A 25,324-nucleotide genomic window follows, 5' to 3' on the forward strand; every position below is an offset into this window, starting at 1 on the left:
AGCTACTTCCCCAGTGCCGCGAGTACGTCCTCGGTCGACCGCACCATCCCGATCCTCGGGAAGATCGTCGCCACCGCGAACTGGTGCGCCTCGGCCGACAGCCCCGCCATCGCGTCCTCCGCGAACACCAGTTCGTAGCCGCGCTCGTACGCGTCCCGGGCCGTGGACTCGACGCCGAAGTTGGTCGAGATCCCGCCCAGCACGATGGTGCGGACGGCGCGGCGGCGCAGCTGGAGCTCCAGCTCGGTGCCGTAGAAGGCGCCCCACTGGCGCTTGGTCACGACCACGTCGCCGGGCGCCTGTCCCAGCTCGGGCACCAGCTCGCTGAAATCCGGCGGCACCGCCCCGCTCAACGGCGCGGCGTCGCTCCGCGACGTGAGCCGGTCGCGGCCGTCCGGCGAATAGGCGACTCGCACCAGCACCACGGTCGCCCCGGCCTGGCGGAATCGCGCCGCCAGTCGCCCGGCCCGAGCGACGACGTCGCTCGCCGCGTGCGGGCCGGTCTGCCGGCCCACGATGCCGCGCTGCAGGTCGATGAGCACGAGGGCCGTGGTACGAGGATCCAGCGTGAGGGGCGCCACAACGACACCTCCGCAACGGTTGGCTGGAGAGTAACGCCTCAAGCCGGCTGGGTCATCCCGGGGTGGCTCTCCTGGGACGCGGTTCCCGACCGCCCCGTCCGGTTAACGCGCTCGGCGCGCGGCCGTCGAAGGCGGGGCGTCGCGCGCCGCCAACGGACGGCGCGGCTTGGCCGTAGCAGGGGATCACGGACTCGCACGCTACCACGAAATCGCAGGGAGGCACGATGAAGCTCCGCGTCACGCTGGCATCGACCGCGCTGTTGTTGCTCGCCGGCTCGGCGGTGCTCGCGCAGAATCCGCAGTACCCGCAGGGTGGCGGGATGGGCGGCATGCGCGGCCCCGGCCGCCGGATGCAAATGCTCCTCAACGGGATCACCCTCACATCGCAGCAGCAGGCGCAGGTGGATTCCATTCAGGCCAAGTACCAGCCCCAAATGCGGGCGCTGTTCACACCCGGCACGCCGCCCGATTCGGCAGCGCGGGCGCGGATGGCGGCGCTGCGGACGGCCCAGGATGGCGAGATCCGGGCGGTGCTGACGCCGGACCAGCAGAAGGTCTTCGACAAGAACGTGTCGTCGATGCCGCCGATGGGTGGGCCGCGCGGCGGCCCGCCGGGCGGGCAGTAGGACCCGTCGCACGGTCGCGGGGTTCGAGGGCGGGCTGCACGGCCCGCCCTTTCCGCATCCGCGGGGTTGCGCCGAGTCCCGCGACCGCGCTACGTGACAGCCATGCGCTACCACACTCGGAGGCCGTGGAGGGCGCCCGCGCGCTGGTGCCGGGCGGCGGCCGTCCTGGGCCTCGCCGGCATCGCCCGCTCCCTGTCCGCCCAGACCGTCGTCCCCCCACGGCACGACTACGCCGAGGTCGCGGCTGCCCTGACCCGGTTCATCGACGGGCAGATGATGGAGAAGAAGCTCCCCGCCCTGTCGATCGCGTTGATCGACGGCCACGAGACCGTGTGGGCCCGCGGCTTCGGCCTGGCCAATCCGGCCGACGGCACCCCCGCGACGGCGGAGACGCCGTACCGGGTCGCCTCGGTCTCGAAGCTGTTCACCGACATCGCGGTGATGCAGCTCGTCGAGGCGGGGCGGGTCGCCCTCGACACGCCGGTCACGCGCTACGTGCCGGAGATCCACCCCACCGACCCGTTCGGCCAGCCCATCACGCTCCGTGAGCTGCTGTCCCACCGATCGGGGCTGGTGCGCGAGCCGCCCGTCGGCAACTACTTCGACCCGACCTCGCCCACGCTGGCCGCGACCGCGCAGAGCCTGAACGCCACGACGCTGGTGTACGCGCCCGGGAGCCGCACCAAGTACTCGAACGCGGCCATCGCCCTGGCGGGCTACGTCGTCGAGCGGGTGACGGGCGAGCCGTTCGCGGCCCGTCTCCAGCGATCGGTGCTCGCGCCGCTCGGGATGTCCAGCAGCAGCTTCGAGCCCTCCGGCCCCTTGCTGGCCGGGCGTGCCCGCGGCCAGATGTGGACGACCGACGGGCGCACCTTCGACGCGCCCACCTTCCCGCTGGGCATCGAGCCCGCCGCCGAGCTGACGACCTCGATGCTCGACCTCGGCCGGTTCCTGAGCGCGCTGTTCGCCGGCGGCGTGGGGCCCGGCGGGCGGGTGCTCGCCGACACCACGCTGGCCCGGATGTGGGGCATCCAGTTCGCCGGCGCGGGGCAGACGAGCGGGTTCGGCCTCGGCTTCGCCGTCTCGCGGCTCGACGGGCACCAGTGGATCGGGCACGACGGGTGGCACTACGGCTTCGGCACCGAGGTCGCGGCCCTCCCGCAGGACAGCCTCGGCGTGGCCGTCTCGACCACGGTGGACGCCGGCATGGCCGTGCCGGAGCGGGTCGCGAACACGGCGCTGCGCCTGATGCTGGCCGCGAAGGAGGGGCGGCCGCTGCCCGCCGTCGAGGCCACGTCGGCGGTCCCGCCTGCCGAGGCGGCTCGCCTGGCCGGGCGGTGGCGGGGTCGCCGCCTCGGGCTCGACGTCGACGTGCGCGCCGGGGTGCCGTGGATGCAGCCCGTGTCCGGGGGCTTCGTCACGCCGTTGCGGGCCATCGGCGACACGCTCGTGGTGGACGGGCGCGTGGTGTACGGCGAGCGCATCCCGAGGGGGCCGGGCTGGCTGCTCTACGAGGGCGACACCCTGCGCCTCACGCCTGATCCCAAACCCCAACCCCCTCCTTCACGCTTTCTCGACCTGATCGGCGAGTACGGTTGGGACCACGACGTGCTCTACGTGCTCGAGCGCGACGGGCAGTTGTTCGCGCAGATCGAGTGGTTCGCGCTGTACCCGCTCACCCGGGTGTCGGACACCCTGTTCCGCTTCCCCGACGGCGGGCTGTACGCCGGCGAACCCCTCGCCTTCACGCGCGGCGCCGACGGCCGGATCGGGGCGGCGCTGGTGGCGGGCGTGCGCTTCCCGCGCCGCGCCGTCGGCCCAGAGCGCGGCGTGACCTTCCGCATCACGCCCGTCAGGCCGGTGGACGAGCTGCGGCGCGCCGCGCTGGCGATGACCCCGCCGCCGCCGCGGCCCGGGATGCGCGCGAGCGACCTGGTGGACCTCACCACGGTGGATCGCCGCATCAAGCTCGACATCCGCTACGCGACGTCGAACAACTTCATGGGGACGCCGATGTACACGTCGGCGCACGCCTACCTGCAGCGGCCCGCGGCCGCGGCGCTGGCCCGGGCCGCGCGCTGGCTGGCGGCGCGCGGCTACGGCCTGCTGATCCACGACGCGTACCGGCCGTGGTACGTCACGGAGACCTTCTGGGACGCGACCCCGGACTCGCTCAAGATCTTCGTCGCGGACCCGAAGCAGGGCTCCCACCACAACCGCGGCTGCGCGGTGGACCTCACGCTGTACGATCTCGCGACCGGGCAGCCCGTCGAGATGGTGGGCGGCTACGACGAGTTCTCGCCCCGCTCGTTCGCCGACTACCCGGGCGGCACGGGACTGGAGCGCTGGCATCGCGCCCTGCTGCGGCGCGCTATGGAAGCGCAGGGGTTTGCGGTGTATGATGCGGAGTGGTGGCACTTCGACTACCGCGACTGGGCCCGCTACCCGGTCCTGAACCTCACCTTCGAGCAGCTCGCCGGTCACCATGATCGCTAGGAACGCCCTCAACCGGGACCTGTTGCGCGCCGAGTACGCGGTGCGCGGCGCGATTCCCACGCGCGCGCTGGAGCTCGAGGCGCAGGGCCGCAAGATCATCTACTGCAACATCGGCAACCCGCTGGCCTTCGCCCAGCGCCCGCTCACCTACCTGCGCCAGGTCCTGTGCCTGGTGGAGTACCCCGCGCTGCTCGACGACCCGGCGGCGGTGCAGCACTTCCCGGCCGACGTCGTGGAGCGGGTGCGGAGCATCCTCGAGCGGCACCCCCCGGGCGCCGGCGCCTACTCGCAGAGCGCGGGCATCCCGTTCATCCGCCAGGCGGTGGCCGACTTCATCGCCCGGCGCGACGGCATTCCCGCCGACAAGGACCACGTCATCCTCACCGACGGCGCCAGCAAGGGTGTCGAGGCCGCCGTCGTCGCGCTGCTCCGGGACCGCACCGACGGCATCCTCATCCCGATCCCGCAGTATCCCCTCTACAGCGCCGAGATCGCGCTGCACGGGGGCAAGGCGATCGGCTACCACCTCGACGAGACCCATCACTGGCAGCTGCGCGAGGAGTCGCTGCTCTCCAGCCACGCGCGGGCGCGGGCGGAGGGGATCCGGCCGGTCGCGATCGCGGTGATCAATCCCGGCAACCCGACGGGCGCGGTCCTGACCCGCGAGAACATCGCGATGGTCATCCGGTTCGCGCGGGCCAACGGGCTCGCCATCCTGGCCGACGAGGTCTACCAGGAGAACGTGTATGCGCCGGACCGGCGCTTCCACTCGTTCGCCAAGGTCATGCACGAGCTGGGCGAGACCTCGGTCTCGCTGTTCAGCTTCCACTCGGTGTCGAAGGGCTTCCTGGGCGAGTGCGGGCACCGGGGCGGATACGTCGAGTTCCGCAACATCCCCGACGACGTCCTGGCCGAGCTCGTCAAGCTCCAGTCCATCAGCCTGTGCTCGAGCGTCGTGGGCCAGATCGCGGTGGACGTGATGGTCTCGCCGCCCCAGCCGGGCCAGCCCAGCTACGAGCGCTACGTGGCCGAGCGGGAAGGCGTGCTGCGCGAGCTCAAGGCCAAGGCCGAGATCCTGAGCCGCGGGATCAACGCCATCCCCGGGATGTCACTGGAGTCGCCGCAGGGCGCGCTGTACGGCTTCGTGCGCTTCGAGCTGCCGCCGGAGCCGGGCGTGGACTTGGGCGCGATGACGGCCGAGCAGCGCGGCGAGTACGAGGGCCGGCGGGATTCCGCCTACTGCCTGGCCCTGCTCGAGGAGACCGGCATCTGCGTCGTGCCCGGATCCGGCTTCGGCCAGGAGCCGGGGACCCTGCACTTCCGCACCACGTTCCTGCCGACGCGGGAGGAGATCGAGGCGCTGGTGGCGCGGCTCAAGTCGTTCCACGAGCGCTACGTCGAGGCGCTCGCCGGCAACGGCAGGCCCGCCGCGGCACACCGCTAGAACCGCTTCCGGCGACCGCGGGACCGCCCGTCGCCCCTCCAGGCGGCGCGGCGCCGCCGCGCGGCTCAGCGACGGTAGCGCCGTCCCAGAACCCGCTGGATGGCGGCCGTCCCCACGGCGCAGCGGCTGGTGAACCGGGCCAGCGCGAGCCCGGCTCCCGAGAGCGGCGATGCCCCGAGCACCAGCGGCACGGCGCCGCGGTCCCATCCGTACACCGGCCGGCGGCGCAGGGCGAGCGCCTCGAACCCGCCGGGGCCAGGCCCGGCGAACCCCAGGCGGTATCCGGCGCGAGCCGCCAGGCTGCGCACCCGCGCATCGGCCGATCCGAACGGGTAGCTCACCGCGCACGGCACGCGACCGAGCCGCTCGCCGATCGTCTCCCGCGATCGCTCCAGCTCGTCCGTCACCTGGGCGTCGGACAGCCAGGTGAGCCGGGCGTGCGTCGCGCCGTGCGAGTGCACCTCGATGCCCCGCTCCTGCCACCGCGCGAGGTCCTCCCAGGCCAGGTGCGTGAACCGGCGCCACCCGTACTGCACGTCCCAGCTGTTCTCCCGCCCCACGTAGTCGGTGATGACGAAGACCAGGGCCCGGAAGCCGTGGTCGGCGAGGACGGGAAACGCGTGCCGGGCGAGGCCCGCGTAGCCGTCGTCGAAGGTGACGACCACCTCCCGCCCCGCCGCCGTGCCGGGCGACGCCAGCCGCTCCAGCAGGCCGCCCGAGCCCAGGGTACGGTAGCCCGCCCGGGCCAGCGCCTCGACCTGGCGCCGGAACACGCGCGGATCGACCTGGGTGAACCCCAGCTCGAAGCGGGTGTCGATCTTGTGGTAGCAGAGAACCGGCGGGAACCCGTCCGGCGCGCCCGTCGCGCCGCGGCGGCCAGGCGTCAGCTGGGGCCCAGCCACACCACCACCTGGCGGTCGGGCGAGTAGAACTCGGACGCGACGGCGGCCACCTGCTCGGGTGCGACCGCGTCGATCTCGGCCAGGACCGCGTCGATGGGCTTGTAGCTCTCGCGGTACAGCGCCGCGCCCGCGAGGCGGTACATCCGCGGCACCGGGCCCTCGAGGGCCAGCACCAGCTGGCCCTTCACCTGCTGCTTGGCCGAGGCCAGCTCCTCGGGCGTGAGCGAGCGCTCCGCCAGCCGCGCGAACTCCTCCCGGATCGTGGCCGCGGCGCGCTCGGCCGTCGGCGGCTGCGTGCCGACGTACACGCCGGCGGCGCCCGATGCCTGGAAGAACGAGTGGAACGCGTAGACGGTGTAGGCCAGGCCCAGCTCCTCGCGCACGCGCTGGAACAGCCGCGAGCTCATTCCCCCGCCGAAGATGGTCGACACCAGGACCAGGGCGTGCCGGCGCGGGTCCCCGTACCGGAACGTCTCGGTGCCGAACACCAGGTGCACCTGGGCCCCGTCGCGGGCGACGCGCTGCTCGACGCGGGTGGCCCCGGCGGGCGGTGGCACGTCCGTGCCCTCCGGGCCGGGCTCCAGGTCGAGCCAGCCGGCGCCGTCCAGCAGCGCCAGCACCTGCTCGTGCTCGAGGTTCCCGGCGGCGGCGAACACCAGGTGCCGGGGCCCGTAGGCGCGTCCGTGCAGCGCCTGCAGGTCGCCCGCGGTGATGCCCGCCACGGTCTCGCGGGTGCCGAGGATGCGGTAGCCGTATGCGTGCGAGCGCCACAGTGCCGCTGCGTGCAGGTCGAACACGAGATCGTCGGGCGTGTCGTCGACGGTGGCGATCTCCTCCAGCACCACCTTGCGCTCGAGCGCGAGGTCGGCGTCGCGCAGCAGGGGGCGCCGCACGATGTCGGTGAGGAGGTCCACGGCGAGCGGCAGGTCCGCGTCGAGCATGCGGGCCTGGTAGGTCGTGTGGTCGCGGCCGGTGTAGGCGTCGAGCCCGCCGCCGCGCGATTCGAGGGCGACGGCGATGTCCTGGGCGGTGCGGGTGGGCGTGCCCTTGAACACCATGTGCTCGAGCAGGTGGGACACGCCCATCTTCTCGCGCGGCTCGTGCGCCGACGCGGTCTTGACCCAGAAGCCGGCCGCGGCCGAGCGCAGCCACGGCATCCGTTCGGTCAGGATGACGAGGCCGTTGGGCGCGTCGCTGCGCCACACGGTGTCGTCGAGCCGGACCGTCCGCACGTCAGCTCTTCTCGAGCAGCGCCTTGCGCGAGAGCCGCAGCCGGCCCCGCTCGTCCACCTCGAGCAGCTTGACGGTGAGGGTGTCGCCCTTCTTCACGACGTCCTCGGTCTTGTCCGTGCGCCCGTGCTGCAGCTCGGAGATGTGGACCAGGCCCTCGACCCCCGGCAGGATCTCGACGAACGCGCCGAAGGCGGTGGTCGTCTTCACCTTGCCGGTGTAGGTCTTGCCCACCTCGGGCTCCTGCACCAGCGCCTCGACCATCTCGCGCGCCTTGGCGCCCGCCTCGCCGCCCACGGCGGCGATGGTCACCACGCCGTCGTCGTCGATGCTGACCTTGGCCCCCGACACCTCCTCGATCTCGCGGATGGTGGCGCCCTTGGGCCCGATGATCTTCCCGATGTCCTTCTGCTTGACCTGGATGGTGAGGATCCGCGGCGCCCAGGGCGACATCTCCGAGCGATGCTCCTTCAGCGTCTTGCCCATCACGCCCAGGATGTGCAGCCGGCCCTTCTTCGCCTGGTCGAGCGCCTTCGCCATGATGTCGAGCGACAGCCCCTGGATCTTGATGTCCATCTGGATCGAGGTGATGCCGGTCTCGGTCCCGGCGACCTTGAAGTCCATGTCGCCGAGCGCGTCCTCCGTGCCGAGGATGTCGGTGAGGATGACGACCTGGTCGCGGTCCTTGATCAGGCCCATCGCCACGCCGGCGCACGGCGCCTTGAGCGGGACGCCCGCATCCATCAGCGACAGCGAGGCGCCGCACACGCTGGCCATCGACGACGACCCGTTCGACTCGAGGACCTCGGAGACGATCCGGATGGTGTACGGGAAATCCTCGTAGGACGGGAGCAGCGGCGTGAGCGCGCGCTCCGCCAGGGCGCCGTGCCCGATCTCGCGGCGCGAGGTGCCGCGCATCGGCCGCACCTCCCCGGTCGAGAACGGCGGGAAGTTGTAGTGCAGCATGAACGACTTGGTGGTCTCGCGCGGCACGTCGATGTTGTCGATGCGCTGCTCGTCGTCCACGCTGCCCAGGGTCGTGGTCACCAGGGCCTGCGTCTGGCCGCGGGTGAACAGCGCCGAGCCGTGGACCCGCGGCAGCAGGCCGACCTCGCAGGTGATCGGCCGGACCGTGGTGGCGTCGCGGCCGTCCACCCGCTCGCCCCGCTCCAGCACCTGCTTGCGCATGACGTCGTACTGGAGGTCGGCCAGCAGGTTGGCGATGACGCGGTTCTGGTCCGGGAACTCGGCGGCCAGCTCCTGCACGATGGTGGTGTACACCGCGGACAGGGCCTGGGAGCGTTCCTCCTTCATGGCCAGGTTCATGGCCTCCTGGACCCGCGGCTTCGCCAGCGCCTCCACCCGCGCGGCCAGGTCGGCCGGCGGTGCGGCCCTGGTCCACTCCATCTTGGGGACGCTGTGCTTCCCCAGCAGCTCCTGCTGCAGCGCCACCAGCTCCTGGAGCCCCTTCTGCGCCACCTTCAGCGCCTCGACCATCTCCGTCTCGGCGATCTCCCCCGCCCCGCCCTCGACCATCATGATCGAGTCGGCGGTGCCGCTCACCACGATGTCGACGTCGGAGAACTCGAGCTGCTGAAAGGTCGGGTTGAGGATCCACTTCCCCTCCACCCGGCCCACCCGCACGCCCGCCAGCGGGCCGGCGAACGGGATCTTCGAGCTGGCCAGCGCGAACGAGGCCGCCACCATCCCGAGCACGTCGGCGTCGTTCTCCTGGTCCGCCGACAGCACGTAGACGAACACCTGGACCTCGTTCTGGAACCCCTCCGGGAACAGCGGCCGGATGGACCGGTCGATGAGCCGGGCGGCCAGGATCTCCTCGTCGTGCGGCCGGGCTTCGCGCTTGAGGAAGCCGCCGGGGATCTTGCCGGCGGCGTAGAACTTCTCGCGGTACTCGACCAGCAGCGGGAAGAACGGCAGGTTGCTCACGGTGTCGGCCACCGACGCGGCGGCCAGCACGGTGGTTTCGCCGAACTGGACCAGCGCGGCGCCGGCGGCCTGCTTGGCCATCCGCCCGCACTCAATGCGGAAGGTGCGGCCGGCGAACGACCGTTCGAGGCGATGCATCATCGTGACAGACTCTCTTGTGATGTGGGATAGCTGGCAGAAGGGCGCGCCGTCGTGGCGCGCCCCTCGAGCCGGCCTGGACTAGTGACGCAGCCCCAGCTCGTCGATGAGCTGGCGGTACGCCACGAGATCCGTGCGCTTCAGGTACTCCAGCAGGCGGCGCCGGCGCCCGACCATCTTGATCAGGCCGAGCCGCCCGTGGTGGTCCTTGGCGTGCTGACGGAAGTGATCGGTCAGCGAGTTGATGCGGGCACTGAGGAGCGAGATCTGGACCCGGGTGGAGCCCGTGTCCTGCTCGTGCAGCCGATACTGGGCGGCAGCCGCCGCCTTGTCGTAACTCATGCGTTCCCCTGGATTGCCTGGCTCCCGTCACGCGGTTCCGGGAGCGATTCTCTAATTCCGCGTAGCAGTGTACTTTAACCGCGGTTCGACCCGATCTCAAGGGGCACAATTGCCGCTGGAACCCGACTCGCTCGTCGGCAGGACCGTCGGCCCGTACCACGCCACCGAGCTGCTCGGAGCGGGCGGGATGGCCTGGGTGGTCGCCGCCGCCCGGGGCGGCGGGCCGCCCGACGTGGCGCTCAAGGTCCTCAAGCCCAAGTACGCCCGGGACCCGCAGTTCACGGCCCGCTTCCTCAACGAAGCCACGATCGCCGGCGAGCTGCGCCACCCCAACATCATCCGCATCCTCGACGCCGGGCAGGACGGCGAAGTGGTCTACTTCGCGATGCCGCGACTCGCCGCCTCGCTGGACGCGCGGCTCGAGGCGGCGGCCGCGCTGCCCGAGGCCGAGGTGACGCGCGCCGCCCGCGACGTGGCGCTGGGGATGGCGTTCGCCCACGAGGCCGGGATCGTCCACCGGGACATCAAGCCGCAGAACATCCTGTTCGACGCCGAGGGGCGCGCCGTGCTGACCGACTTCGGCATCGCGCGGACCATCGCGTCCTACGTCTCGACCACCGGCAAGCAGCTCACCATCGGCACGCCGCACTACATCTCCCCGGAGCAGGCCCGCGGCCTCCCGCTCGACGGCCGCACCGACGTCTACGCCCTCGGCGTGACGATGTACCGCGCCGCCACCGGCGAGCTGCCCTTCCGCGCGGGCGACTGGTTCGAGCTGGCGCGCCTCCACGTGGAGGAGCCGCCGGAGCCGCCCCGCAAGCGGCGGCCCGAGCTGTCACGGGCGTTCGAGAAGATCGTCCTGACCTGCATGGCCAAGGACCGGGACGAGCGCTACGCGAGCGCCGGCGACCTGGCCGCGGACCTGGACGGACTGCTCTCGGGGAAGCGGAGCACGACCGAGGTGGCCATGGATGCGGTGAGGAAGATGCTGGGACGGGGCGAGAAGTGAGAGGCGAAGGGCGAGAAGTGAGAGGTTCAGGTGAGACGTGAGAGGTGAGCGCCCCTCTCACGCTTCACGACTCCGCACCCCTCACTTCGCTTCTCACCTCTCAGCTGCCCTCTCACCCCTCACTTGGACGTCTCACCTCTCACCTTTCACTTCTCACTTGAACAACCGCAGCACGTCATTCCCCAGCGCCAGCACCATGATCCCCACCAGCACGAAGAACCCGATCTGCGTCAGGCGCTGACGCTGCTCGAGCGACAGCGGCCGGCCGCGCACGCCCTCGACGAACAGGAACGCCAGATGCCCCCCGTCCAGGACCGGGATGGGCAGCAGGTTCAGGATCGCCAGGTTGATCGAGAACAGCGCCATGAAGGCGAGGAAATTGCGCAGGCCGGCCCGCGCCACCTCTCCCGCCAGCTGCCCCACGAGGATGGGGCCGCCGATGTCCCGGACCGACACCTGGCCCGTCACCAGGCCCTTGAGCGTGAACAGGATGATGCCGCCCGCGGCGCCCGTCTGCCGGAGTCCCTCCCCGAGCGAGCCCAGCAAACCGAAGCGTTGCAGCGCGGGACCGATGCCGATGCGGCCGACGGTCAGCGTCTTGCCGGTGGCGGGATCCCGGGCCTGGGTCGGCTGCGGTGTGACCTCCACCCGCACCTCGCGACCCCCGCGCCCGACCACCAGGGCCAGCGGCCGGCCGGCGCTGCGCTCGATGACGCGCTGCATCAGCTCCCACGACGGGATGGCCTGCCCGCCCGCCGAGTCGATCCGGTCGCCCGGCTCGAGGCCCGCGGCCTCGGCGGGCCGCCCCGCCAGGACCTCGCCGATCACCGGCTCGTGCCACGGCGCCAGGGCACCGATCAGGGAGGCGCGGGCGTCCTTCTCCGAGCGCGGGACGTCGAGCAGGATCGGGGTCGCCCGGCCGGCGACCTCGATCGTGATCCGTGTGCCCGGCGCGGTGTACAGCTTCTGCTGGATCGCGCCCCAGCCCCTCATCGAGTCGCCGTTGATCCGGAGGATGCGGTCGCCCGGCCTGAGCGAGGCGAGTGCCGAGGCGCCGAGCGGCAGCGCGGTGCTGTCCACCGCGCCCACCGTCACGGTCGTGTCCACCGGCGTCCCGTACGCCCGGGCGATCACGCTGTAGACCAGCAGGGCGAACAGCGCGTTCATCACCACGCCGGCCGAGATCACGAACACGCGCGCCCACAGCGGCTTGGCGTCGAAGGTCCGCTCCGGCGGCACCTCGGCCTCGACCCGCCCGCCCTCCACGGCGCCGGCCGCCCCCTCCTCCTCGACCCCGGCCATCTTCACGAACCCGCCGAACGGGATCCACGACAGGCAGTAGTCGGTCTCGCCGATCCTGATGCCGATCGGCGTCCGGGGTCCCAGGCCGAAGGAGAACCGCAGCACGGCGATTCCCACCGACTTGGCTGCGAGGAAGTGCCCCAGCTCGTGGACGAAGATGAGCACGCCGATGACGACGACGGCCCCGACGAGGTCGAGCAGCACCGGGCTCCAGTTCACGAGCATCGCAGCAGCTCCGCGGCCCGGCGGCGCGCCCAGCCGTCGGCCTCCAGGACCGCCTCCACGCTCGAGGCGTCTTTCACGATCTGCTCCTCCAGCACCCGCGCGATCACCTCGGCGATGCGGCCGAAGGGCGCCGCGCCCGCCAGGAACGCGGCCACGGCGACCTCGTTGGCCGCGTTGAACGCGGCCGGCGCCGATCCGCCGGCGCGCCCCGCCTGCATCCCGAGGGCCAGCGCGGGGAACACCTCGGTCCGCACCGGCTCGAAGGTCAGCGAACCCGCGGCCACGGGGTCGAAGCGCGTGATGCCGTCGTCGGCCACCCGCTCCGGATGGGTCAGGGCGTAGAGGATCGGCAGCTCCATGTTGGGGAAGCCCAGCTGCGCCAGCACCGAGCCGTCCACGAACTCCACGAACGAGTGGATCACGGACTGCGGATGCACCACGGCCTCGATGCGGTCGTACGGCAGGGCGAACAGGAAATGGGCCTCGATGACCTCCAGCGCCTTGTTGACCAGGGTCGCACTGTCCACCGTGATCTTACGCCCCATCCGCCAAGTCGGGTGGTTCAGGGCCTCGGCGACGGTCGCGTGCCGCACCCGCTCCGCCTCCCAGGCGTGAAACGGCCCGCCCGACGCGGTGAGGATCACCCGGCTGACGCCGGTGGGCCGGCGTCCGGTGACGCACTGGAGGATCGCCGAGTGCTCGGAGTCCACCGGCACGATCTCGCCGCCCTTCTCCCGGGCGGTCCGCATCACCAGCTCCCCCGCCATCACCAGCGTTTCCTTGTTGGCGAGCGCGACGCGCTTGCCGGCCGTGAGGGCCGCCAGGGTCGCCTCGAGACCGGCCGCGCCCACGATGCCGTTCAGCACCACGTCCACGTCCGGCCGGGTCACCGCCTCCACCAGGCAGGCCCGGCCCGCCCGCCACCCGTCCGACGCCTCGCCGTTGACCAGGCCCACGAACGCCGGATGGAACGCCGCCGCCTGCGCCTCGAGCCGCTCCCGCTGCCCGAAGGCGGTGAGCGCCACGACCCGGAACCGGTCGCGCTGGCGCGCCAGCACCTTGAGGGCGGAAGTGCCGATCGAGCCCGTGGACCCCAGCACCGCGACGCCGATGGTGGCACTCGTGCCAGGGCCGGATCCGGCGGGCGGCGCGACCACCCGCTCCTCTGCCGGTCGGCCTGCGTCCGGCGCGATCACGTGAGGCCCAGGATACGGAAGATCCCGGCCGTGACCGGGAGCACGAACAGCAGCGAGTCGATGCGGTCCAGCATCCCGCCGTGCCCGGGGATCAGGGCGGAGCTGTCCTTGACCCCGACCTCCCGCTTGAGCAGCGACTCCGCCAGGTCGCCCGCCTGGCCGGTGACGCTGATCGCGGCGCCGGCCGCGAGCGCGGCCGCGAGCGGCAGTGAGCGCCCCAGGGGCTCGAGAATCCAGGTCCCGTAGAGCCAGGCCGAGAGCAGGGTCGCGACGAGGCCGGCCACCGCGCCCGCCCACGTCTTGCTCGGCGAGAGCGTCGGCGCCAGCTTCGGCCCGCCGATCACCTTGCCGCCGGCCATCGCGGCGGTGTCGCCGATCCAAGTGAGCGCGAGCGGGAAGAACAGCAGCGCCGTGCCGGTGGACGACTCGAGTCCCACCCCGCTCGGGTGCCGCAGCACGATCGCGAAGCACAGGAGCCCCGGCGCGTACAGCACGCCGAAGACGGTCACGGCCACGGCCGCCAGCGGGTGGCGGGCCGGCCCGCGGCGCCAGGCCGCGGCGGCGATCACCGCCAGCATCCACAGCGCGCCCAGGTAGATGGCCGGCTCGGCGAAGTGGATCTCGGAGCCCTTGGCCCAGAAGGTGGCGAGCGGGATCGCGGCGGCGGCGGCCAGTCCGGAGCGGCGCAGCGGATCGACGCCGCCCGCGGCGGCGAGGTCGTACAGCTCGCGCGTCGCGAGCACCCCGATCACGGCCAGCAGCCCGGCGAGGACCCAGCCCCCGACGTAGGCCGCGGCCGCGGCCACGGGGATGGCGACCGCGGAAAACGCGACGCGGCGTGTCAGCTGCGCGGCCGGCATCAGGCCGTGACGCGACCGAACCGGCGCTCGCGCCCCTGGTAGTCGAGAATCGCCTCGAAGAGGTGCTGGCGGGTGAAGTCCGGCCACAGCACCGGCGTGATGTGCAGCTCGGTGTAGGCGAGCTGCCAGAGGAGGAAGTTGGAGATCCGCCGCTCGCCCGAGGTCCGCACCAGCAGGTCCGGGTCGGGGATGCCGGCGGTGTACAGCCGCAGGCTCACGGCGTCCTCGTCCACGTCTTCGAGGGCCAGCCGTCCCTGGAGCACGTCCTCGGCGAGACGGCGCGCGGCCCGCGCGATCTCCGCGCGGCTCGAGTACGAGATGGCGAGGTTGAGGGCGAGCCGGGTGCCGCCGCGGGTCTGCGCCACCAGCCGGTCGACGGCCTCCCGCGCCTTGGGCGCCAGCCGGCCGAGATCGCCCAGGACGTGCGCCTCGACGCCGTTGGACCTCAGCTCGGCGGTTTCGCGGGCGATGTACTCCTCGAGCAGGGCCATCAGCGCGCCGATCTCCATCGGCGGGCGGTTCCAGTTCTCCTCCGAGAACGCGAACAGCGTGAGCACCTCCACGCCCGCGGCGATGCAGCCCTCCACCGCCTCGCGCACCGCCTTCATCCCCTCGCGGTGGCCCACCGGCCGGGGCAGGTGGCGCTCCTGGGCCCAGCGGCCGTTGCCGTCCATGATCACGGCCACGTGCCGCGGGACCTCGCCGCCGGCGCGGATGCGATCGAGCAGCGGAGCGGCCTCGCTCACACCTCCATGATCTCCGCTTCCTTGGCCTTCACCATCTCGTCGACGTGCTTGACGTGGTCGTCGGTGACCTTCTGGAGGTCGTGGTCCGCCTTGCGCAGGTCGTCCTCGGAGACGTGCTCGATCTTCTTGAGCTGCTCCTTGGAGGTGTGGCGCGCGTGGCGCACGGCGACCTTGCCCTCCTCCGCCAGCTTGTGCACCACCTTCACCAGCTCGCGGCGGCGCTCCTCGGTGAGCGGCGGCAGCGGGACGCGGATGATGCCGCTCTGGGTCACCGGGTTGAGGCCCAGGTCGCTCTCGCGCAGGGCCTTGTCGATCGCCCCCGTCAGCGACTTGTCCCACGGCGTCACCGTCAGCAGGCGCGCCTCCGGCGCGGCCACCGACGCCACCTGGTTCAGGGGCATCTCGTTGCCGTAGGCCGTGACCCGCACCAGGTCGAGGAGCGAGGTGGTGGCCTTGCCGCTGCGGATGGAGGCGAACTCGCGCCGCGTGCTTTCCATCGCCTTGTCCATCGCGGCGCGCGCCTGCTTCACGATGTCCTGCAGGTTCAACGTGGTCATCGCACGATGGTGCCGATGCGGTCGCCGTGGAGGATGCGCAGCACCGCGCCGGGCTGGTTGATGTTGAACACGTGAATCGGCAAGCCGTTGTCCTTGCACAGCCCGAAGGCGTTGGCGTCCATGACGCCCAGGCCCTTGACCATGGCGTCGAGGAAGCTCACCTCGGGGATGAACTTGGCGGTCCGGTCCTGGCGCGGATCGGCCGTGTAGACCCCGTCCACGTTGGTGCCCTTGAGCAGCGCCTGCGCCTCGATCTCCAGCGCGCGGAGCACCGCGGCGGTATCGGTCGAAAAATAGGGGTTTCCGGTCCCGCCCGCGAAGATGACCACCCGTCCCTTCTCGAGGTGGCGGATGGCGCGCCGGCGGATGTAGGGCTCGGCCAGCGCCTCCATCCGGATCGCGGTGAGGACCCGGGTGTCGACGCCCTTGCGCTCCAGGACGTCCTGGACGGCCAGGGCGTTGATGACCGTGGCCAGCATCCCCATGTAGTCGGCCGAGACGCGGTCCATCCCCTCGCGGCTGGCCTCGGTGCCGCGGATGATGTTGCCGCCCCCGATCACCAGGCCGATGTCGACCCCCTCGGCGCGCACGGCCTTGATCTCCTCGGCCAGCCGGTCGATCACCGCCAGGTCGAAGCCGAAGTCGCGCTCCCCGGCCAGCGCCTCGCCGGAGAGCTTGAGCAGCGCCCGGCGGTAGACGAGGCTCACACGTCCTCTCCGAGCTGGTAGCGGGCGAAGCGCCGCACCATCACGTTCTCGCCGGTCTTGCCCGACAGCTCCTTGACCACCTCGCCCACCGTGCGCTTGTCGTCCTTCACGAACGGCTGGTCGAGCAGGACGGCCTCGGAGTAGAACTTCTTGAGCTTGCCCTCGACGATCTTGGCCCGGATCGCCTCCGGCTTGCCCTCCTGCGCCACCTGCTCCGTGTAGATGCGCCGCTCCCGCTCAACCACCTCCGCCGGGAGCTGGTCCGCGCTCACCGCCAGCGGGGCCGCGGCCGCGATGTGCATCGCCACGTCCCGGGCCAGCTGCTTGAAGTCGTCGGTGCGGGCCACGAAGTCCGTCTCGCAGTTGATCTCGACCAGGACGCCGATCTTCCCGCTGTGGTGCACGTAGGATTCCACCAGGCCCTGCTTCGCGGCGCGGCCGGCCCGCTGGTCGGCCCGCGCCACGCCGTGAGCCCGCAGCCACTCCGTGGCCCTGGCGAAGTCGCCGCCCGACTCCGCGAGCGCCTTCTTGCAGTCCATCATGCCGGCGCCGGTCTGCCGGCGCAGCTCCGCCACGTCCTTCGCACTGATGCTCGCCATTGTATCCGTCATGGTCTCCATCCGGGTTCGCCTGCAAAACCGCCGCCCGCCCGACCGGGCAGAGGCGGCGGCGCTCCCACTCCGACCTGGCCCGCCCGCTACGCCGTGGCGTCCTCCGCCGCGGCCGACGGCACCGCGGGCGCCGGCGCCACGGGGGCCGGCGCGGCCACCTCGTCGGTCTTGATGCGCGCGACGATCGCCTCGGGCTTGGGCCGCCGCTTGCGCCGCGGCCGCCGGCGCCGCTTCTCGGCGTCGGTCTCGCCGCCCTCGGTCGCGCCCGCGTCGGTCGAGTAGGCCGCGAAGTCCGTCTCCTCGGCCTCCTCGCGCGCCGGCATCCGGGCGCGGGCCTCGCCGATGGCGTCCGCCACCGCGCTGCTGATCAGCGACACCGAGCGGATCGCGTCGTCGTTGCCGGCGATCGGCACGGTGATGACGTCGGGGTCGGCGTTGGTGTCCACGATGGCGACCACGGGGATGCCGAGCTTGTTGGCCTCCGCGACCGCGATGCGCTCCTTCTTGGCGTCCACCACGAACAGCGCCCCGGGCAGGCGGCTCATGTTCTTCACGCCCGACAGGTTGCGCTCGAGCTTGATCCGCTCCCGCTCCAGCAGCAGCTGCTCCTTCTTGGTGAAGAACTCGAAGCTGCCCTCTTCCTGGCCCTGCTCGAGGTCCTTCAGGCGGCGGATCTGCTTCTTGATGGTCGCGTAGTTGGTGAGCGTCCCGCCCAGCCACCGCTCGGTGACGAAGTAGGCGCCGCACCGCTCCGCGTCGACCTGGATGATCGCCTTGAGCTGCTTCTTGGTGCAGACGAACAGCACGCCCTCGCCGCGCAGCACCACCTCCCGCATCAGGTCCTGGGCGCGCTGCAGCTGCTTGATCGTCTTCTCGAGGTCGATGATGTAGATGCCGTTGCGCTCCGCGAAGATGAACCGCCGCATCTTCGGGTTCCAGCGGCGGGTCTGGTGCCCGAAGTGCACCCCCGCTTCCAGCAGCTCTTGAATCTCAGGAAAGGCCATGTGCTCCTGCGCCGTCGTTGGGGTTCATCGTCCACCGCCTTCCACTCCCGCCCGCATCCGCCACCGGCGGACACCCCAGGCGAGATCCAGCGGTGTGAGAGATGTCCTGCCCGTCTACCGCTTGCTGAACTGGAAGCGCTTGCGCGCGCCGGGCTGGCCCGGCTTCTTGCGCTCGACCGCCCGCGAGTCGCGGGTCAGCAACCCCTGCTCCCGCAGCTTGCGCCGGTGCTGCTCGTCCACCGTCACCAGGGCGCGCGCGATGCCCAGGCGGAGCGCGCCGGCCTGCCCGGTCACGCCGCCGCCGTTCACGTTCGCCTTGACGTCGAAGGCGCCGAGCGTGTCCGTCACCGTGAACGGCTGCTGGATCAGCGACACCAGCGAGCTGCGCGGGAAGTAGTCGCCCAGCGTCCGCCCGTTCACTTCCCACTTGCCCGAGCCCGGCTTGAGATACACCCGGGCGATGGAAGTCTTGCGCCGGCCCACGGCGTGAAAGCGCATCGGGACGTCGGGAATCATGCCTTCCTCACAGACGCAGAGCCGCCCAGCACCAGCGGCGTGGGTTGCTGGGCGACGTGCGGATGCTCCGCGCCCGCGTACACCCGCAGCTTGAGTCGCAGCACCTGCCGCGACAGCGACGTCTTGGGCAGCATGCCGAACACCGCACGCTCGACCACGCGCTCGGGCCGCGTCGCCATCACCGTGGCGAGCGACGTGAACCGCTCGTGCCCCATGTAGCCGGAATGCCGGAAGTAGCGCTTCTGCTGCAGCTTGCGGCCCGTGAGCCGCACCTTCGCCGCGTTCACCACGATCACGGAGTCGCCCGTGTCGAGGTGCGGCGAGAAGATCGGCTTGTGCTTGCCCCGGATCACCTGCGCCACCTTCGACGCCAGCCGCCCCAACGGCACGTTGGTGGCGTCCACGACGAACCAGTGGTGCTCGATCTCTGACGGCGTGACCGAATGCGTCTTCATGCTCTCCAAGTCGTTCGCTGGTAAAGGCCTAAGCCGCGACAGCTTAGCAAAATACCCGGGCCGCGGCCGCCGGTCAACGGGGTTCGCGTCCGCCCACCGGGGCGACCACCGTCCCGCCCGCCGCCGTCGGCCCGCGGGCGCCCGCCGGCGCGGGCGCTCCGCTCGGCCCGGATCTCACGCCCCCGCCAGCGTCGCCACGGTCTCCACGTGGCTGGTCTGCGGAAACATGTCGAAGCAGCGGACGCGGAGCCGCGCGGGGACCGCGGCCAGCCGCTCGAGGTCGCGGGCCAGCGTGGCCGGGTCACAGGACACGTAGACGAGCCGCTCGGGCGGCCGGCCGGCGAGCGCCGCCGCGACCCGCTCGTCGAGGCCCGCGCGCGGCGGATTGGCGACGACCAGCCGGGCCGGCAACAGGCCGGAGAGCCGCTCCTCGACCCGCCCCGCCACGGTGCGCACGGCGAGGCCCTCGCGCCTCGCCCGCTCGGCGGCTCGCGCGACCGCGGCCTCGTTGGCTTCCACCGTCGCCACCTCCCAGCCGCGGCCGGCGAGGGCGAGGCCGATCTCGCCCGCGCCGGCGTAAAGGTCGAGCGCCCGGCCCGCCGCGTCGGCCGGCGCCGCTGCGAGCACCGCCGCCCGCAGGGCCGCCGCGACCTCGGGATTCACCTGCTCGAAGGCCACTGCGCCGGCATCGCAGCGCGGGCCGGCCATCCACCGCATCGCGCCGCCCGCGGGCTCCCACCACACGGTCACGACCAGGCCCCGATCGGCCGCTGCCCGAACGAGTGGCCCGGGCGTGGCCCACGCGCCGTCGCCGCCGCCCACCACCGCGTGGAGCCCGCCGTCCGGCGCCACCCGCAGCTTGAGCCGCACGTCGCTTCCCCGCGGCAGCGCCGCCGCCGCGGGCCGCAGCGCGTCCCACAGCGCCGCGACCTCGTCGCGCGCGATCGCGCATCGCTCGAGCGGAATCACCCGGCCGGGATCGCGGTAGTCGTGGAAGCCCGCCACGGGTCCGGCGGCCGTCCACCGGACCGTGAGGGTGACCGTGGCCCGGTACGCCAGGGCGCGCGGACTCGGGAACACGTCCGGGTCCGGCACGTCGAGATGGCCGATCCGCCGCAGCGCGTCGCCCACGATGCGGGCCTTCGCCGCCAGCTGCGCGACCGTGCTCAGGTGCTGCCACTGGCAGCCGCCGCACCCGTCGCGCCGGAAGTGCGGGCACGGCGGCTCCACGCGGCCGGGCCCCGGCGCGGCGACCCCGGCCGGGATGGCCCGGGCGTGGCGGCGGCGGCGGCGCACGTCGGCGACCCGCACCCGGTCGCCCGGGGCGGTGCGCGGGACGAACACGGTCATCCCGTCGGCGAGCCGGCCCACGCCGTCTCCGCCCGCCGCCAGCGATTCGATCAGGACCGTCTCATCGCCGTCCGCCACGCCCGTTCCTCGCTCACAGGGCCTCGATGACGAAGGCGCCGCCCGGATGCCGGACGGCGCCTCGCTGCTCCGGGCCTGCCGCGGCTACGCGGCCGGCTGCCCACCCGCGTCGGGCGCCTGGGCCTCGGGCGCCGCGGCCTCGGCACCCGCCTCGCCGCCCGCGCCTTCGGTGTCGATCGGCGGCTTGGGGATCTCCCGCAGCGGCTCGTCGGGGAACTCGATCGCGGCCAGCACGATCCGGTGGTGAATCGGGTCCACCTCGAGCACCTTCAGCACCACCACCTGCCCTTCCTTCACGGCGTCGCCCGGCGTCTGGATGTCCGCGACGCCGAGCTGGCTCATCGGCACGAAGCCCTCGATGTCGTGGCCGAGGTCCACGACGACGCCCTTGTCCATCAGGCGCACCACGTGGCCCTTGAGCTCCATGCCCACCGGGTAGGTCTCGCCGATCTTCAGCCACGGATCCTCCTCCGCCTGCTTGAGGCCGAGGGAGATCCGCTTGTTGTCGGCGTCGATGTTGAGGATCACCACGTCCACGGTGTCGCCCTTCTTCACCACCTCGGACGGGTGCTGCACGCGCTTGGTCCACGACATGTCGGAGATGTGGATCAGCCCGTCGATGCCCGGCTCGATCTCGACGAACGCGCCGAAGCTGGTGAGGTTGCGGACCTTGCCGCTGATCCGGGTGCCCACCGGGTACTTGAGCGGCAGCACCATCCAGGGATCCTGCTCGGTCTGCTTCATGCCGAGCGAGATCTTCTCCTCGGTCTCGTCCACCTTGAGGACGACGGCCTCGATGGTCTCGCCGATGGAGACGATCTTGGACGGGTGGCGCACGTTGCGGGTCCACGACATCTCCGAGATGTGGACCAGCCCCTCGATCCCCGGCTCCAGCTCGATGAACGCGCCGTAGTTGGTGATCGAGACCACCTTCCCCTGCACCCGCGTGCCGACCGGGTACTTGCCGGCCACGTTCGCCCACGGGTAGGGCTGCAGCTGCTTGAGGCCGAGCGAGATGCGCTCGCGCTCCCAGTCGATGTCGAGGATCTTGACCTCGAGCTCCTGGCCGAACTTGACCATCTCGCTGGGATGCGAGACCCGGCCGTAGGACATGTCGGTGATGTGCAGCAGGCCGTCCACGCCGCCGAGGTCGATGAAGGCGCCGAAGTCCGTGATGTTCTTGACCACGCCCTTCCGCACCTGGCTGACCTCGAGCTCCTTCATCAGCTTCTCGCGCTTGGTCGCGCGCTCGGCCTCGAGAATCACGCGCCGCGACACGACGATGTTGCGACGGCGCTTGTTGAGCTTGATGATCTTGAACTGGTAGGTCTGGCCCAGCAGCTCGTCGATGTTGGGCACCCGCCGCAGCGCGATCTGCGAGCCGGGCAGGAAGGCGTCCACGCCCATCAGGTCCACGACCACGCCGCCCTTGATCTTCTTGACCAGCGTGCCCTCGACCGGCTCGTCGTTCTCGTACGCCACGCGGATGCGCTCCCACACCCGCATGAAGTCGGCCTTCTTCTTCGACAGGACGACGGCGCCCTCGTTGTCCTCGAGGTTCTCGAGGAACACCTCGATCTCGTCGCCCTCCTTGAGCGCCCGCGCGTCCTTGAACTCCTCGATCGGGACCGCGCCCTCGGACTTGAAGCCGACGTCGAGGATCACCGCGTTGTCCGTCACGCGGAGCACCTTCGACTTGACGATCTCGCCCTCCTCGATGTGCTGGAGGGTGCCCTCGTACATCGCCATCATCTGGGCGTACTGCTCCGGCGAGTAGGTCTCGTCGTACAGGTCGGCCCGGACGTTGAGCTTGGTGGTCGGGGGCGGAACGGCGGGGGTGGCGGACGCCTCGGCTTCCTGGGCGTCCTCGTTTTCGGTCACGGTAGACACTGCAGCCTCGGCGCGCGTCGGTCAGCGCGGATAGGGGTTCACGGCCGTGCGGCAGCCCCAGTGGCGGACGCACGTAGCCCTATAGGCTACCCGACGCCGGCGTGCGGGTCAAGCGACGGAGGGCCCAGGCGAGTGGGCCGGGCGACCACCGCCGCCGCCCGGCCCGCGCCGCACCAGGTCCACGATGGCCTGGACCTGCTCTTCGAAGCCGAGCACGGTGGTGTCGAGGAGCTCCGCGTCGGCGGCCCGGGCCAGCGGCGCCACGTCCCGCGTGGAGTCCCGCTGGTCGCGGCGCACGAGATCCTGCGCCTCGGCGCGCACGCTCGCCGCATCCGTGGTGAGCCCCCGCTCGGCGAGCCGCCGGCGCGCGCGCTCGGCGGGGTCCGCCACCAGGAACACCTTCACCTCCGCATCGGGGAAGACGGCGGTGCCGATGTCCCGACCGTCGAGCACCACGCCGCCGCCGGCCGCGGCCGCGCGAAGCAGCCGGTTGACGAGCTGGCGCACCGGCCCCATCGCCGCCACCCGCGACACCTCGCGCGTCACCGCCTCGCTGCGCAGCGCCTCGCCGACCGCCGCGCCGTCCAGGGTGACCGCCACCGTGCCTGGCGACGACGACGGAGCCAGCCCGAGCCCGCGGGCGCGGGCCCGCTCCACCAGCTCCTCCGGACGCCAGCGCTCCGGCGCTTCGGGCCGCTCGAGCGCGAGCAGCGTCACCGCGCGGTACAACGCGCCGCTGTCGATGTGCGCGTAGCCGAGCGCGTCGGCCACCGCCCGCGCGGTCGTGCTCTTGCCGCTGGCGGCGGGGCCGTCGATCGCGATCACGGGGCGGCTACGAGGCGTGGAGGACACTCGCCAGGTCCCTGAAGAAGTCGGGATACGAGATGGCGACCGACCGGTGGTCGTCAAGCTCCACCGCGGCCCCCGGCACCGTGCCCAGCACCGCGAACGCCATCGCGAGGCGGTGGTCGCCGGCCGTGGCCACCCGCCCCCGGGGCGGCGCGGCGGCCCCCTCGACGAACAGCGTGTCGCCCTCGGTGCGCGCGGCGACGCCGAGCGCCGCCAGGTTCGACGCCACCAGCGCGAGCCGGTCGCTCTCCTTCACGCGCAGCTCGCCGACGCCGCGGAACACCGACGTCCACCCGCGCTCCGCTCGCGACGCCAGACACGCCAGCAGCGGCACCTCGTCCACCAGGCTCGGGATCTCCTCCGGCTCGACCACGACCGGGGCGAGCGCCGCGGGTCGCGCGACCAGCGTGGCGCCCGGCTCGCCCAGGCTGACCCACCGGCCGCGGACCTCGACCACGGCCCCCATGCGCTCGAGCACCCGCAGGAACCCGGCGCGGGTCGGGTTGATGCCGACGTTCCGCACCACCACCTCGCCCGACTCGGCGAGGATCCCGGCCGCCAGCAGGTAGGCGGCCGACGAGAAATCTCCGGGGATCTCGCCGTCGAACGCCGGCAGCGTCTCGGGCGGCTCGACGGTGGTCGTCGTGCCCTCCACCGTCACGCGGACGCCGAGCAGCCGGAGCAGGCGCTCCGTGTGGTCCCGCGAAATCACGGGCTCGGTGACCGAGACGGCGACGCCGCCCACCAGGCCGGCGAAGAACAGCGCGGTCTTGACCTGGGCGCTCGCCACCGGGCTCCGCCAGGCGAGGGGCGCCAGCGGGCCGCCGCGGATCGCGAGCGGCAGCCGCTCGCCCGCCGCGGCCGTGATGGCGGCCCCCATCGCGCGCAGCGGCTCCGTCACCCGCGCCATCGGCCGGCGCCGCAGGCTGCGGTCGCCGGTGAGCCGCGCCTCGAAGCCGTGCCCGGCCAGGAGCCCCAGCAGCAGCCGCGCCGTCGTGCCCGAGTTGTGGCAGTCGAGCACGCCGGCCGGAGGGCGGCACGGCCGCAGGCCGCCGCCTACGACCGTGACCGCGCCGCGCCCGCCCAGCCGGCCGACCTGCACGCCCAGGCGGCGCAGCGCCGCCGCGGTCGCGCGCGTGTCGCCCGCGGCGAGCGCGGAGCGCAGGGTGCACCGCCCTCCCGACAGCGCGGCCAGGAGCAGCGCCCGGTGCGTGATGGACTTGTCGCCCGGCACCGTCACCTCGCCGCGCGCGATCACCGGCGGCTCCCCGCCGTGCCGGCCGGCGCGGCCCGATCCGGCATACAACAAGGGGAGGGCCGTGCTGCGTGGCCCTCCCCGCCTTCCCGCCCGCCGCAGCGGCTAGCGCGCGGCGCCGACCGCGCCGAAGTCGGGAATGAAGGAATGGAGGATGTCCTCGTAGGTCGGCGTGCCCTTCGCCGAGGCCTTGTCGCGCACGGCCTGCTGCCGCGCGATGAGGCTGGGCCGCTGGTCGCGCCAGATCAGCCCCAGCGTGATGCTCTCGTCCGGGTCCTCGAACGCGATGGCCCGTGCCTGCTCGCGCTTGGTGAAGTCGAAGCCCTCGGGAGTGCGGCGCACCCGCTCCTTCACCCAGTCGAACTGCTGCCGCCCGCGGAACACCGGGCAGGGCGACACCAGGTGGACGAAGGAGAACCCGGGGTGCTCGATCGCCTGGACGATCAGCTCGACCGACGTCTTCACCTCGGCGGAGAAGCTGCGGGCGATGAACGTCGCGCCGCACGCCAGCGCCATCAGCACCGGGTTCATCGGTTCCTCGATGTTCCCGTACGGGCTCGTCTTGGTCACCTCGTCGGTGGGCGTCGTCGGGGAGACGTGGCCCTTGGTGAGCCCGTAGATCGAGTTGTCCATGCAGACGTAGGTGATGTCCACGTTGCGCCGGGCCGCATGCACGAAGTGCTGGGTCCCGATCGCGAATCCGTCGCCGTCGCCGCCGACCGCGATCACCGTCAGCTCGGGGTTGGCCACCTTGATCCCGGTCGCGATCGGGATGGCGCGGCCGTGAATCGCGTTGAACGAATAGGTGTTCACGTACCCGGGCAGCCGGGACGAGCAGCCGATCCCGCTCACCACCATCGTGTGGTCGGGATCGAGGTTCAGCTTCGCCAGCGCCTGGTAGATGGCCGCGACGACGCCGAAGTCGCCGCAGCCCGGACACCACACCGGCTGCAGGGCGGCCTTGTAGTCCTTCTGGGTGAGCTGGGTTACCGCGTGATGCGCCATGGA

At 72.1% G+C, this 25,324-nt stretch carries 24 protein-coding genes; 4 read left to right on the plus strand and 20 right to left on the minus strand.

Translation table 11 applies throughout. The annotated features are described in order from the left end of the window. Positions 1–2 precede the first annotated feature (2 nt). Positions 3–581, minus strand: a complete 579-nt coding sequence (locus VMF70_06570) for a hydrolase (GenBank protein HTT67674.1) — start codon at positions 579–581, stop codon at positions 3–5. Between the two features lie 224 nt (positions 582–805). Between VMF70_06570 and VMF70_06575 the strand changes: the two genes are divergently transcribed. The 3 genes from VMF70_06575 (at position 806) to VMF70_06585 (ending at position 5,147) form a co-directional block, all read left to right on the plus strand. Next, complete coding sequence (locus tag VMF70_06575; GenBank protein HTT67675.1) at positions 806–1,207, plus strand: hypothetical protein; 402 nt, start codon at positions 806–808, stop codon at positions 1,205–1,207. A 102-nt stretch (positions 1,208–1,309) separates the two neighbouring features. After that, a complete protein-coding gene (locus VMF70_06580) occupies positions 1,310–3,703 on the plus strand; it encodes a serine hydrolase (GenBank protein HTT67676.1) in 2,394 nt (797 codons plus the stop codon). Continuing rightward, positions 3,693–5,147 carry an aminotransferase class I/II-fold pyridoxal phosphate-dependent enzyme gene (locus tag VMF70_06585; GenBank protein ID HTT67677.1) on the plus strand — a complete coding sequence of 485 codons (1,455 nt, stop codon included), beginning with the start codon at positions 3,693–3,695 and terminating at the stop codon, positions 5,145–5,147. Before VMF70_06580 ends, VMF70_06585 begins: the two co-directional genes overlap by 11 nt. Positions 5,148–5,212: 65 nt before the next feature. Here VMF70_06585 and VMF70_06590 read toward each other — a convergent pair whose 3' ends face one another. From VMF70_06590 to rpsO, 4 genes are all read right to left on the minus strand, one after another. Beyond that, positions 5,213–6,049, minus strand: a complete 837-nt coding sequence (locus VMF70_06590) for a polysaccharide deacetylase family protein (protein ID HTT67678.1) — start codon at positions 6,047–6,049, stop codon at positions 5,213–5,215. Continuing rightward, entirely contained in the window at positions 6,031–7,281 is a 1,251-nt protein-coding gene (locus tag VMF70_06595; GenBank protein HTT67679.1) for a pitrilysin family protein, read from the minus strand. Before VMF70_06595 ends, VMF70_06590 begins: the two co-directional genes overlap by 19 nt. A gap of 1 nt (position 7,282) precedes the next feature. Beyond that, the gene (locus tag VMF70_06600) at positions 7,283–9,367 is read right to left on the minus strand and encodes a polyribonucleotide nucleotidyltransferase (protein ID HTT67680.1); all 2,085 of its coding nucleotides are present in this window, start codon (positions 9,365–9,367) and stop codon (positions 7,283–7,285) included. A 78-nt stretch (positions 9,368–9,445) separates the two neighbouring features. Further along, entirely contained in the window at positions 9,446–9,706 is a 261-nt protein-coding gene (rpsO, locus tag VMF70_06605) for a 30S ribosomal protein S15 (protein ID HTT67681.1), read from the minus strand. Between the two features lie 109 nt (positions 9,707–9,815). On the opposite strand from rpsO, the gene VMF70_06610 reads away from it, so the two are divergent. Further along, positions 9,816–10,715 carry a serine/threonine-protein kinase gene (locus tag VMF70_06610; GenBank protein HTT67682.1) on the plus strand — a complete coding sequence of 300 codons (900 nt, stop codon included), beginning with the start codon at positions 9,816–9,818 and terminating at the stop codon, positions 10,713–10,715. Between the two features lie 153 nt (positions 10,716–10,868). On the opposite strand, the gene rseP is transcribed toward VMF70_06610, so the two are convergent. The 15 genes from rseP to VMF70_06685 form a co-directional block, all read right to left on the minus strand. Continuing rightward, complete coding sequence (gene rseP / locus VMF70_06615; protein HTT67683.1) at positions 10,869–12,242, minus strand: RIP metalloprotease RseP; 1,374 nt, start codon at positions 12,240–12,242, stop codon at positions 10,869–10,871. Further along, the gene (gene dxr, locus VMF70_06620; protein ID HTT67684.1) at positions 12,233–13,399 is read right to left on the minus strand and encodes a 1-deoxy-D-xylulose-5-phosphate reductoisomerase; all 1,167 of its coding nucleotides are present in this window, start codon (positions 13,397–13,399) and stop codon (positions 12,233–12,235) included. The genes rseP and dxr overlap by 10 nt, the downstream gene beginning before the upstream one ends. A 35-nt stretch (positions 13,400–13,434) precedes the next feature. Next, entirely contained in the window at positions 13,435–14,298 is an 864-nt protein-coding gene (locus VMF70_06625) for a phosphatidate cytidylyltransferase (protein HTT67685.1), read from the minus strand. Continuing rightward, positions 14,298–15,044 (minus strand): polyprenyl diphosphate synthase, encoded by a 747-nt coding sequence (gene uppS, locus VMF70_06630; protein ID HTT67686.1) that lies wholly within the window; start codon positions 15,042–15,044, stop codon positions 14,298–14,300. The genes VMF70_06625 and uppS overlap by 1 nt, the downstream gene beginning before the upstream one ends. Then, positions 15,041–15,601 carry a ribosome recycling factor gene (gene frr / locus VMF70_06635; protein ID HTT67687.1) on the minus strand — a complete coding sequence of 187 codons (561 nt, stop codon included), beginning with the start codon at positions 15,599–15,601 and terminating at the stop codon, positions 15,041–15,043. The genes uppS and frr overlap by 4 nt, the downstream gene beginning before the upstream one ends. Further along, positions 15,598–16,308 (minus strand): UMP kinase, encoded by a 711-nt coding sequence (gene pyrH / locus VMF70_06640; protein ID HTT67688.1) that lies wholly within the window; start codon positions 16,306–16,308, stop codon positions 15,598–15,600. The genes frr and pyrH overlap by 4 nt, the downstream gene beginning before the upstream one ends. After that, positions 16,305–16,907: a translation elongation factor Ts gene (tsf, locus tag VMF70_06645; GenBank protein ID HTT67689.1), complete on the minus strand. Its 603-nt coding sequence runs from the start codon at positions 16,905–16,907 to the stop codon at positions 16,305–16,307. Before tsf ends, pyrH begins: the two co-directional genes overlap by 4 nt. 98 nt (positions 16,908–17,005) lie before the next feature. Then, complete coding sequence (gene rpsB, locus VMF70_06650; GenBank protein HTT67690.1) at positions 17,006–17,923, minus strand: 30S ribosomal protein S2; 918 nt, start codon at positions 17,921–17,923, stop codon at positions 17,006–17,008. Between the two features lie 114 nt (positions 17,924–18,037). Further along, positions 18,038–18,421 carry a 30S ribosomal protein S9 gene (gene rpsI / locus VMF70_06655; GenBank protein HTT67691.1) on the minus strand — a complete coding sequence of 128 codons (384 nt, stop codon included), beginning with the start codon at positions 18,419–18,421 and terminating at the stop codon, positions 18,038–18,040. A gap of 14 nt (positions 18,422–18,435) precedes the next feature. Next, positions 18,436–18,894, minus strand: coding sequence for a 50S ribosomal protein L13 (gene rplM / locus VMF70_06660; GenBank protein HTT67692.1), 459 nt, complete (start codon positions 18,892–18,894; stop codon positions 18,436–18,438). A 174-nt stretch (positions 18,895–19,068) separates the two neighbouring features. Beyond that, positions 19,069–20,322, minus strand: a complete 1,254-nt coding sequence (locus VMF70_06665) for a methyltransferase (GenBank protein ID HTT67693.1) — start codon at positions 20,320–20,322, stop codon at positions 19,069–19,071. Between the two features lie 84 nt (positions 20,323–20,406). Beyond that, on the minus strand, positions 20,407–22,203 hold the full coding sequence (locus tag VMF70_06670; protein HTT67694.1) for a 30S ribosomal protein S1: 1,797 nt from the start codon (positions 22,201–22,203) through the stop codon (positions 20,407–20,409). 117 nt (positions 22,204–22,320) lie between these two features. After that, complete coding sequence (gene cmk / locus VMF70_06675; GenBank protein ID HTT67695.1) at positions 22,321–23,037, minus strand: (d)CMP kinase; 717 nt, start codon at positions 23,035–23,037, stop codon at positions 22,321–22,323. A 7-nt stretch (positions 23,038–23,044) separates the two neighbouring features. After that, positions 23,045–24,319: a 3-phosphoshikimate 1-carboxyvinyltransferase gene (gene aroA, locus VMF70_06680; GenBank protein ID HTT67696.1), complete on the minus strand. Its 1,275-nt coding sequence runs from the start codon at positions 24,317–24,319 to the stop codon at positions 23,045–23,047. 102 nt (positions 24,320–24,421) lie between these two features. Continuing rightward, positions 24,422–25,321 (minus strand): 2-oxoacid:ferredoxin oxidoreductase subunit beta, encoded by a 900-nt coding sequence (locus tag VMF70_06685; GenBank protein HTT67697.1) that lies wholly within the window; start codon positions 25,319–25,321, stop codon positions 24,422–24,424. Between the last annotated feature and the right edge of the window lie 3 nt (positions 25,322–25,324).

It is taken from the genome of Gemmatimonadales bacterium (assembly GCA_035502185.1).
Classification (GTDB): domain Bacteria; phylum Gemmatimonadota; class Gemmatimonadetes; order Gemmatimonadales; family JACORV01; genus Fen-1245.

What these genes read in the sequence shown, in the direction of transcription:
- VMF70_06575 (HTT67675.1), top strand. Translation starts at nt 806, where the DNA reads ATGAAGCTCCGCGTCACGCTGGCATCGACCGCGCTGTTGTTGCTCGCC.
- VMF70_06580 (HTT67676.1), top strand. Translation starts at nt 1,310, where the DNA reads ATGCGCTACCACACTCGGAGGCCGTGGAGGGCGCCCGCGCGCTGGTGC.
- VMF70_06585 (HTT67677.1), top strand. Translation starts at nt 3,693, where the DNA reads ATGATCGCTAGGAACGCCCTCAACCGGGACCTGTTGCGCGCCGAGTAC.
- VMF70_06600 (HTT67680.1), bottom strand. Translation starts at nt 9,367, where the DNA reads ATGATGCATCGCCTCGAACGGTCGTTCGCCGGCCGCACCTTCCGCATT.
- rpsO (HTT67681.1), bottom strand. Translation starts at nt 9,706, where the DNA reads ATGAGTTACGACAAGGCGGCGGCTGCCGCCCAGTATCGGCTGCACGAG.
- rseP (HTT67683.1), bottom strand. Translation starts at nt 12,242, where the DNA reads ATGCTCGTGAACTGGAGCCCGGTGCTGCTCGACCTCGTCGGGGCCGTC.
- VMF70_06625 (HTT67685.1), bottom strand. Translation starts at nt 14,298, where the DNA reads ATGCCGGCCGCGCAGCTGACACGCCGCGTCGCGTTTTCCGCGGTCGCC.
- frr (HTT67687.1), bottom strand. Translation starts at nt 15,601, where the DNA reads ATGACCACGTTGAACCTGCAGGACATCGTGAAGCAGGCGCGCGCCGCG.
- tsf (HTT67689.1), bottom strand. Translation starts at nt 16,907, where the DNA reads ATGGCGAGCATCAGTGCGAAGGACGTGGCGGAGCTGCGCCGGCAGACC.
- rpsB (HTT67690.1), bottom strand. Translation starts at nt 17,923, where the DNA reads ATGGCCTTTCCTGAGATTCAAGAGCTGCTGGAAGCGGGGGTGCACTTC.
- rpsI (HTT67691.1), bottom strand. Translation starts at nt 18,421, where the DNA reads ATGCGCTTTCACGCCGTGGGCCGGCGCAAGACTTCCATCGCCCGGGTG.
- rplM (HTT67692.1), bottom strand. Translation starts at nt 18,894, where the DNA reads ATGAAGACGCATTCGGTCACGCCGTCAGAGATCGAGCACCACTGGTTC.
- VMF70_06685 (HTT67697.1), bottom strand. Translation starts at nt 25,321, where the DNA reads ATGGCGCATCACGCGGTAACCCAGCTCACCCAGAAGGACTACAAGGCC.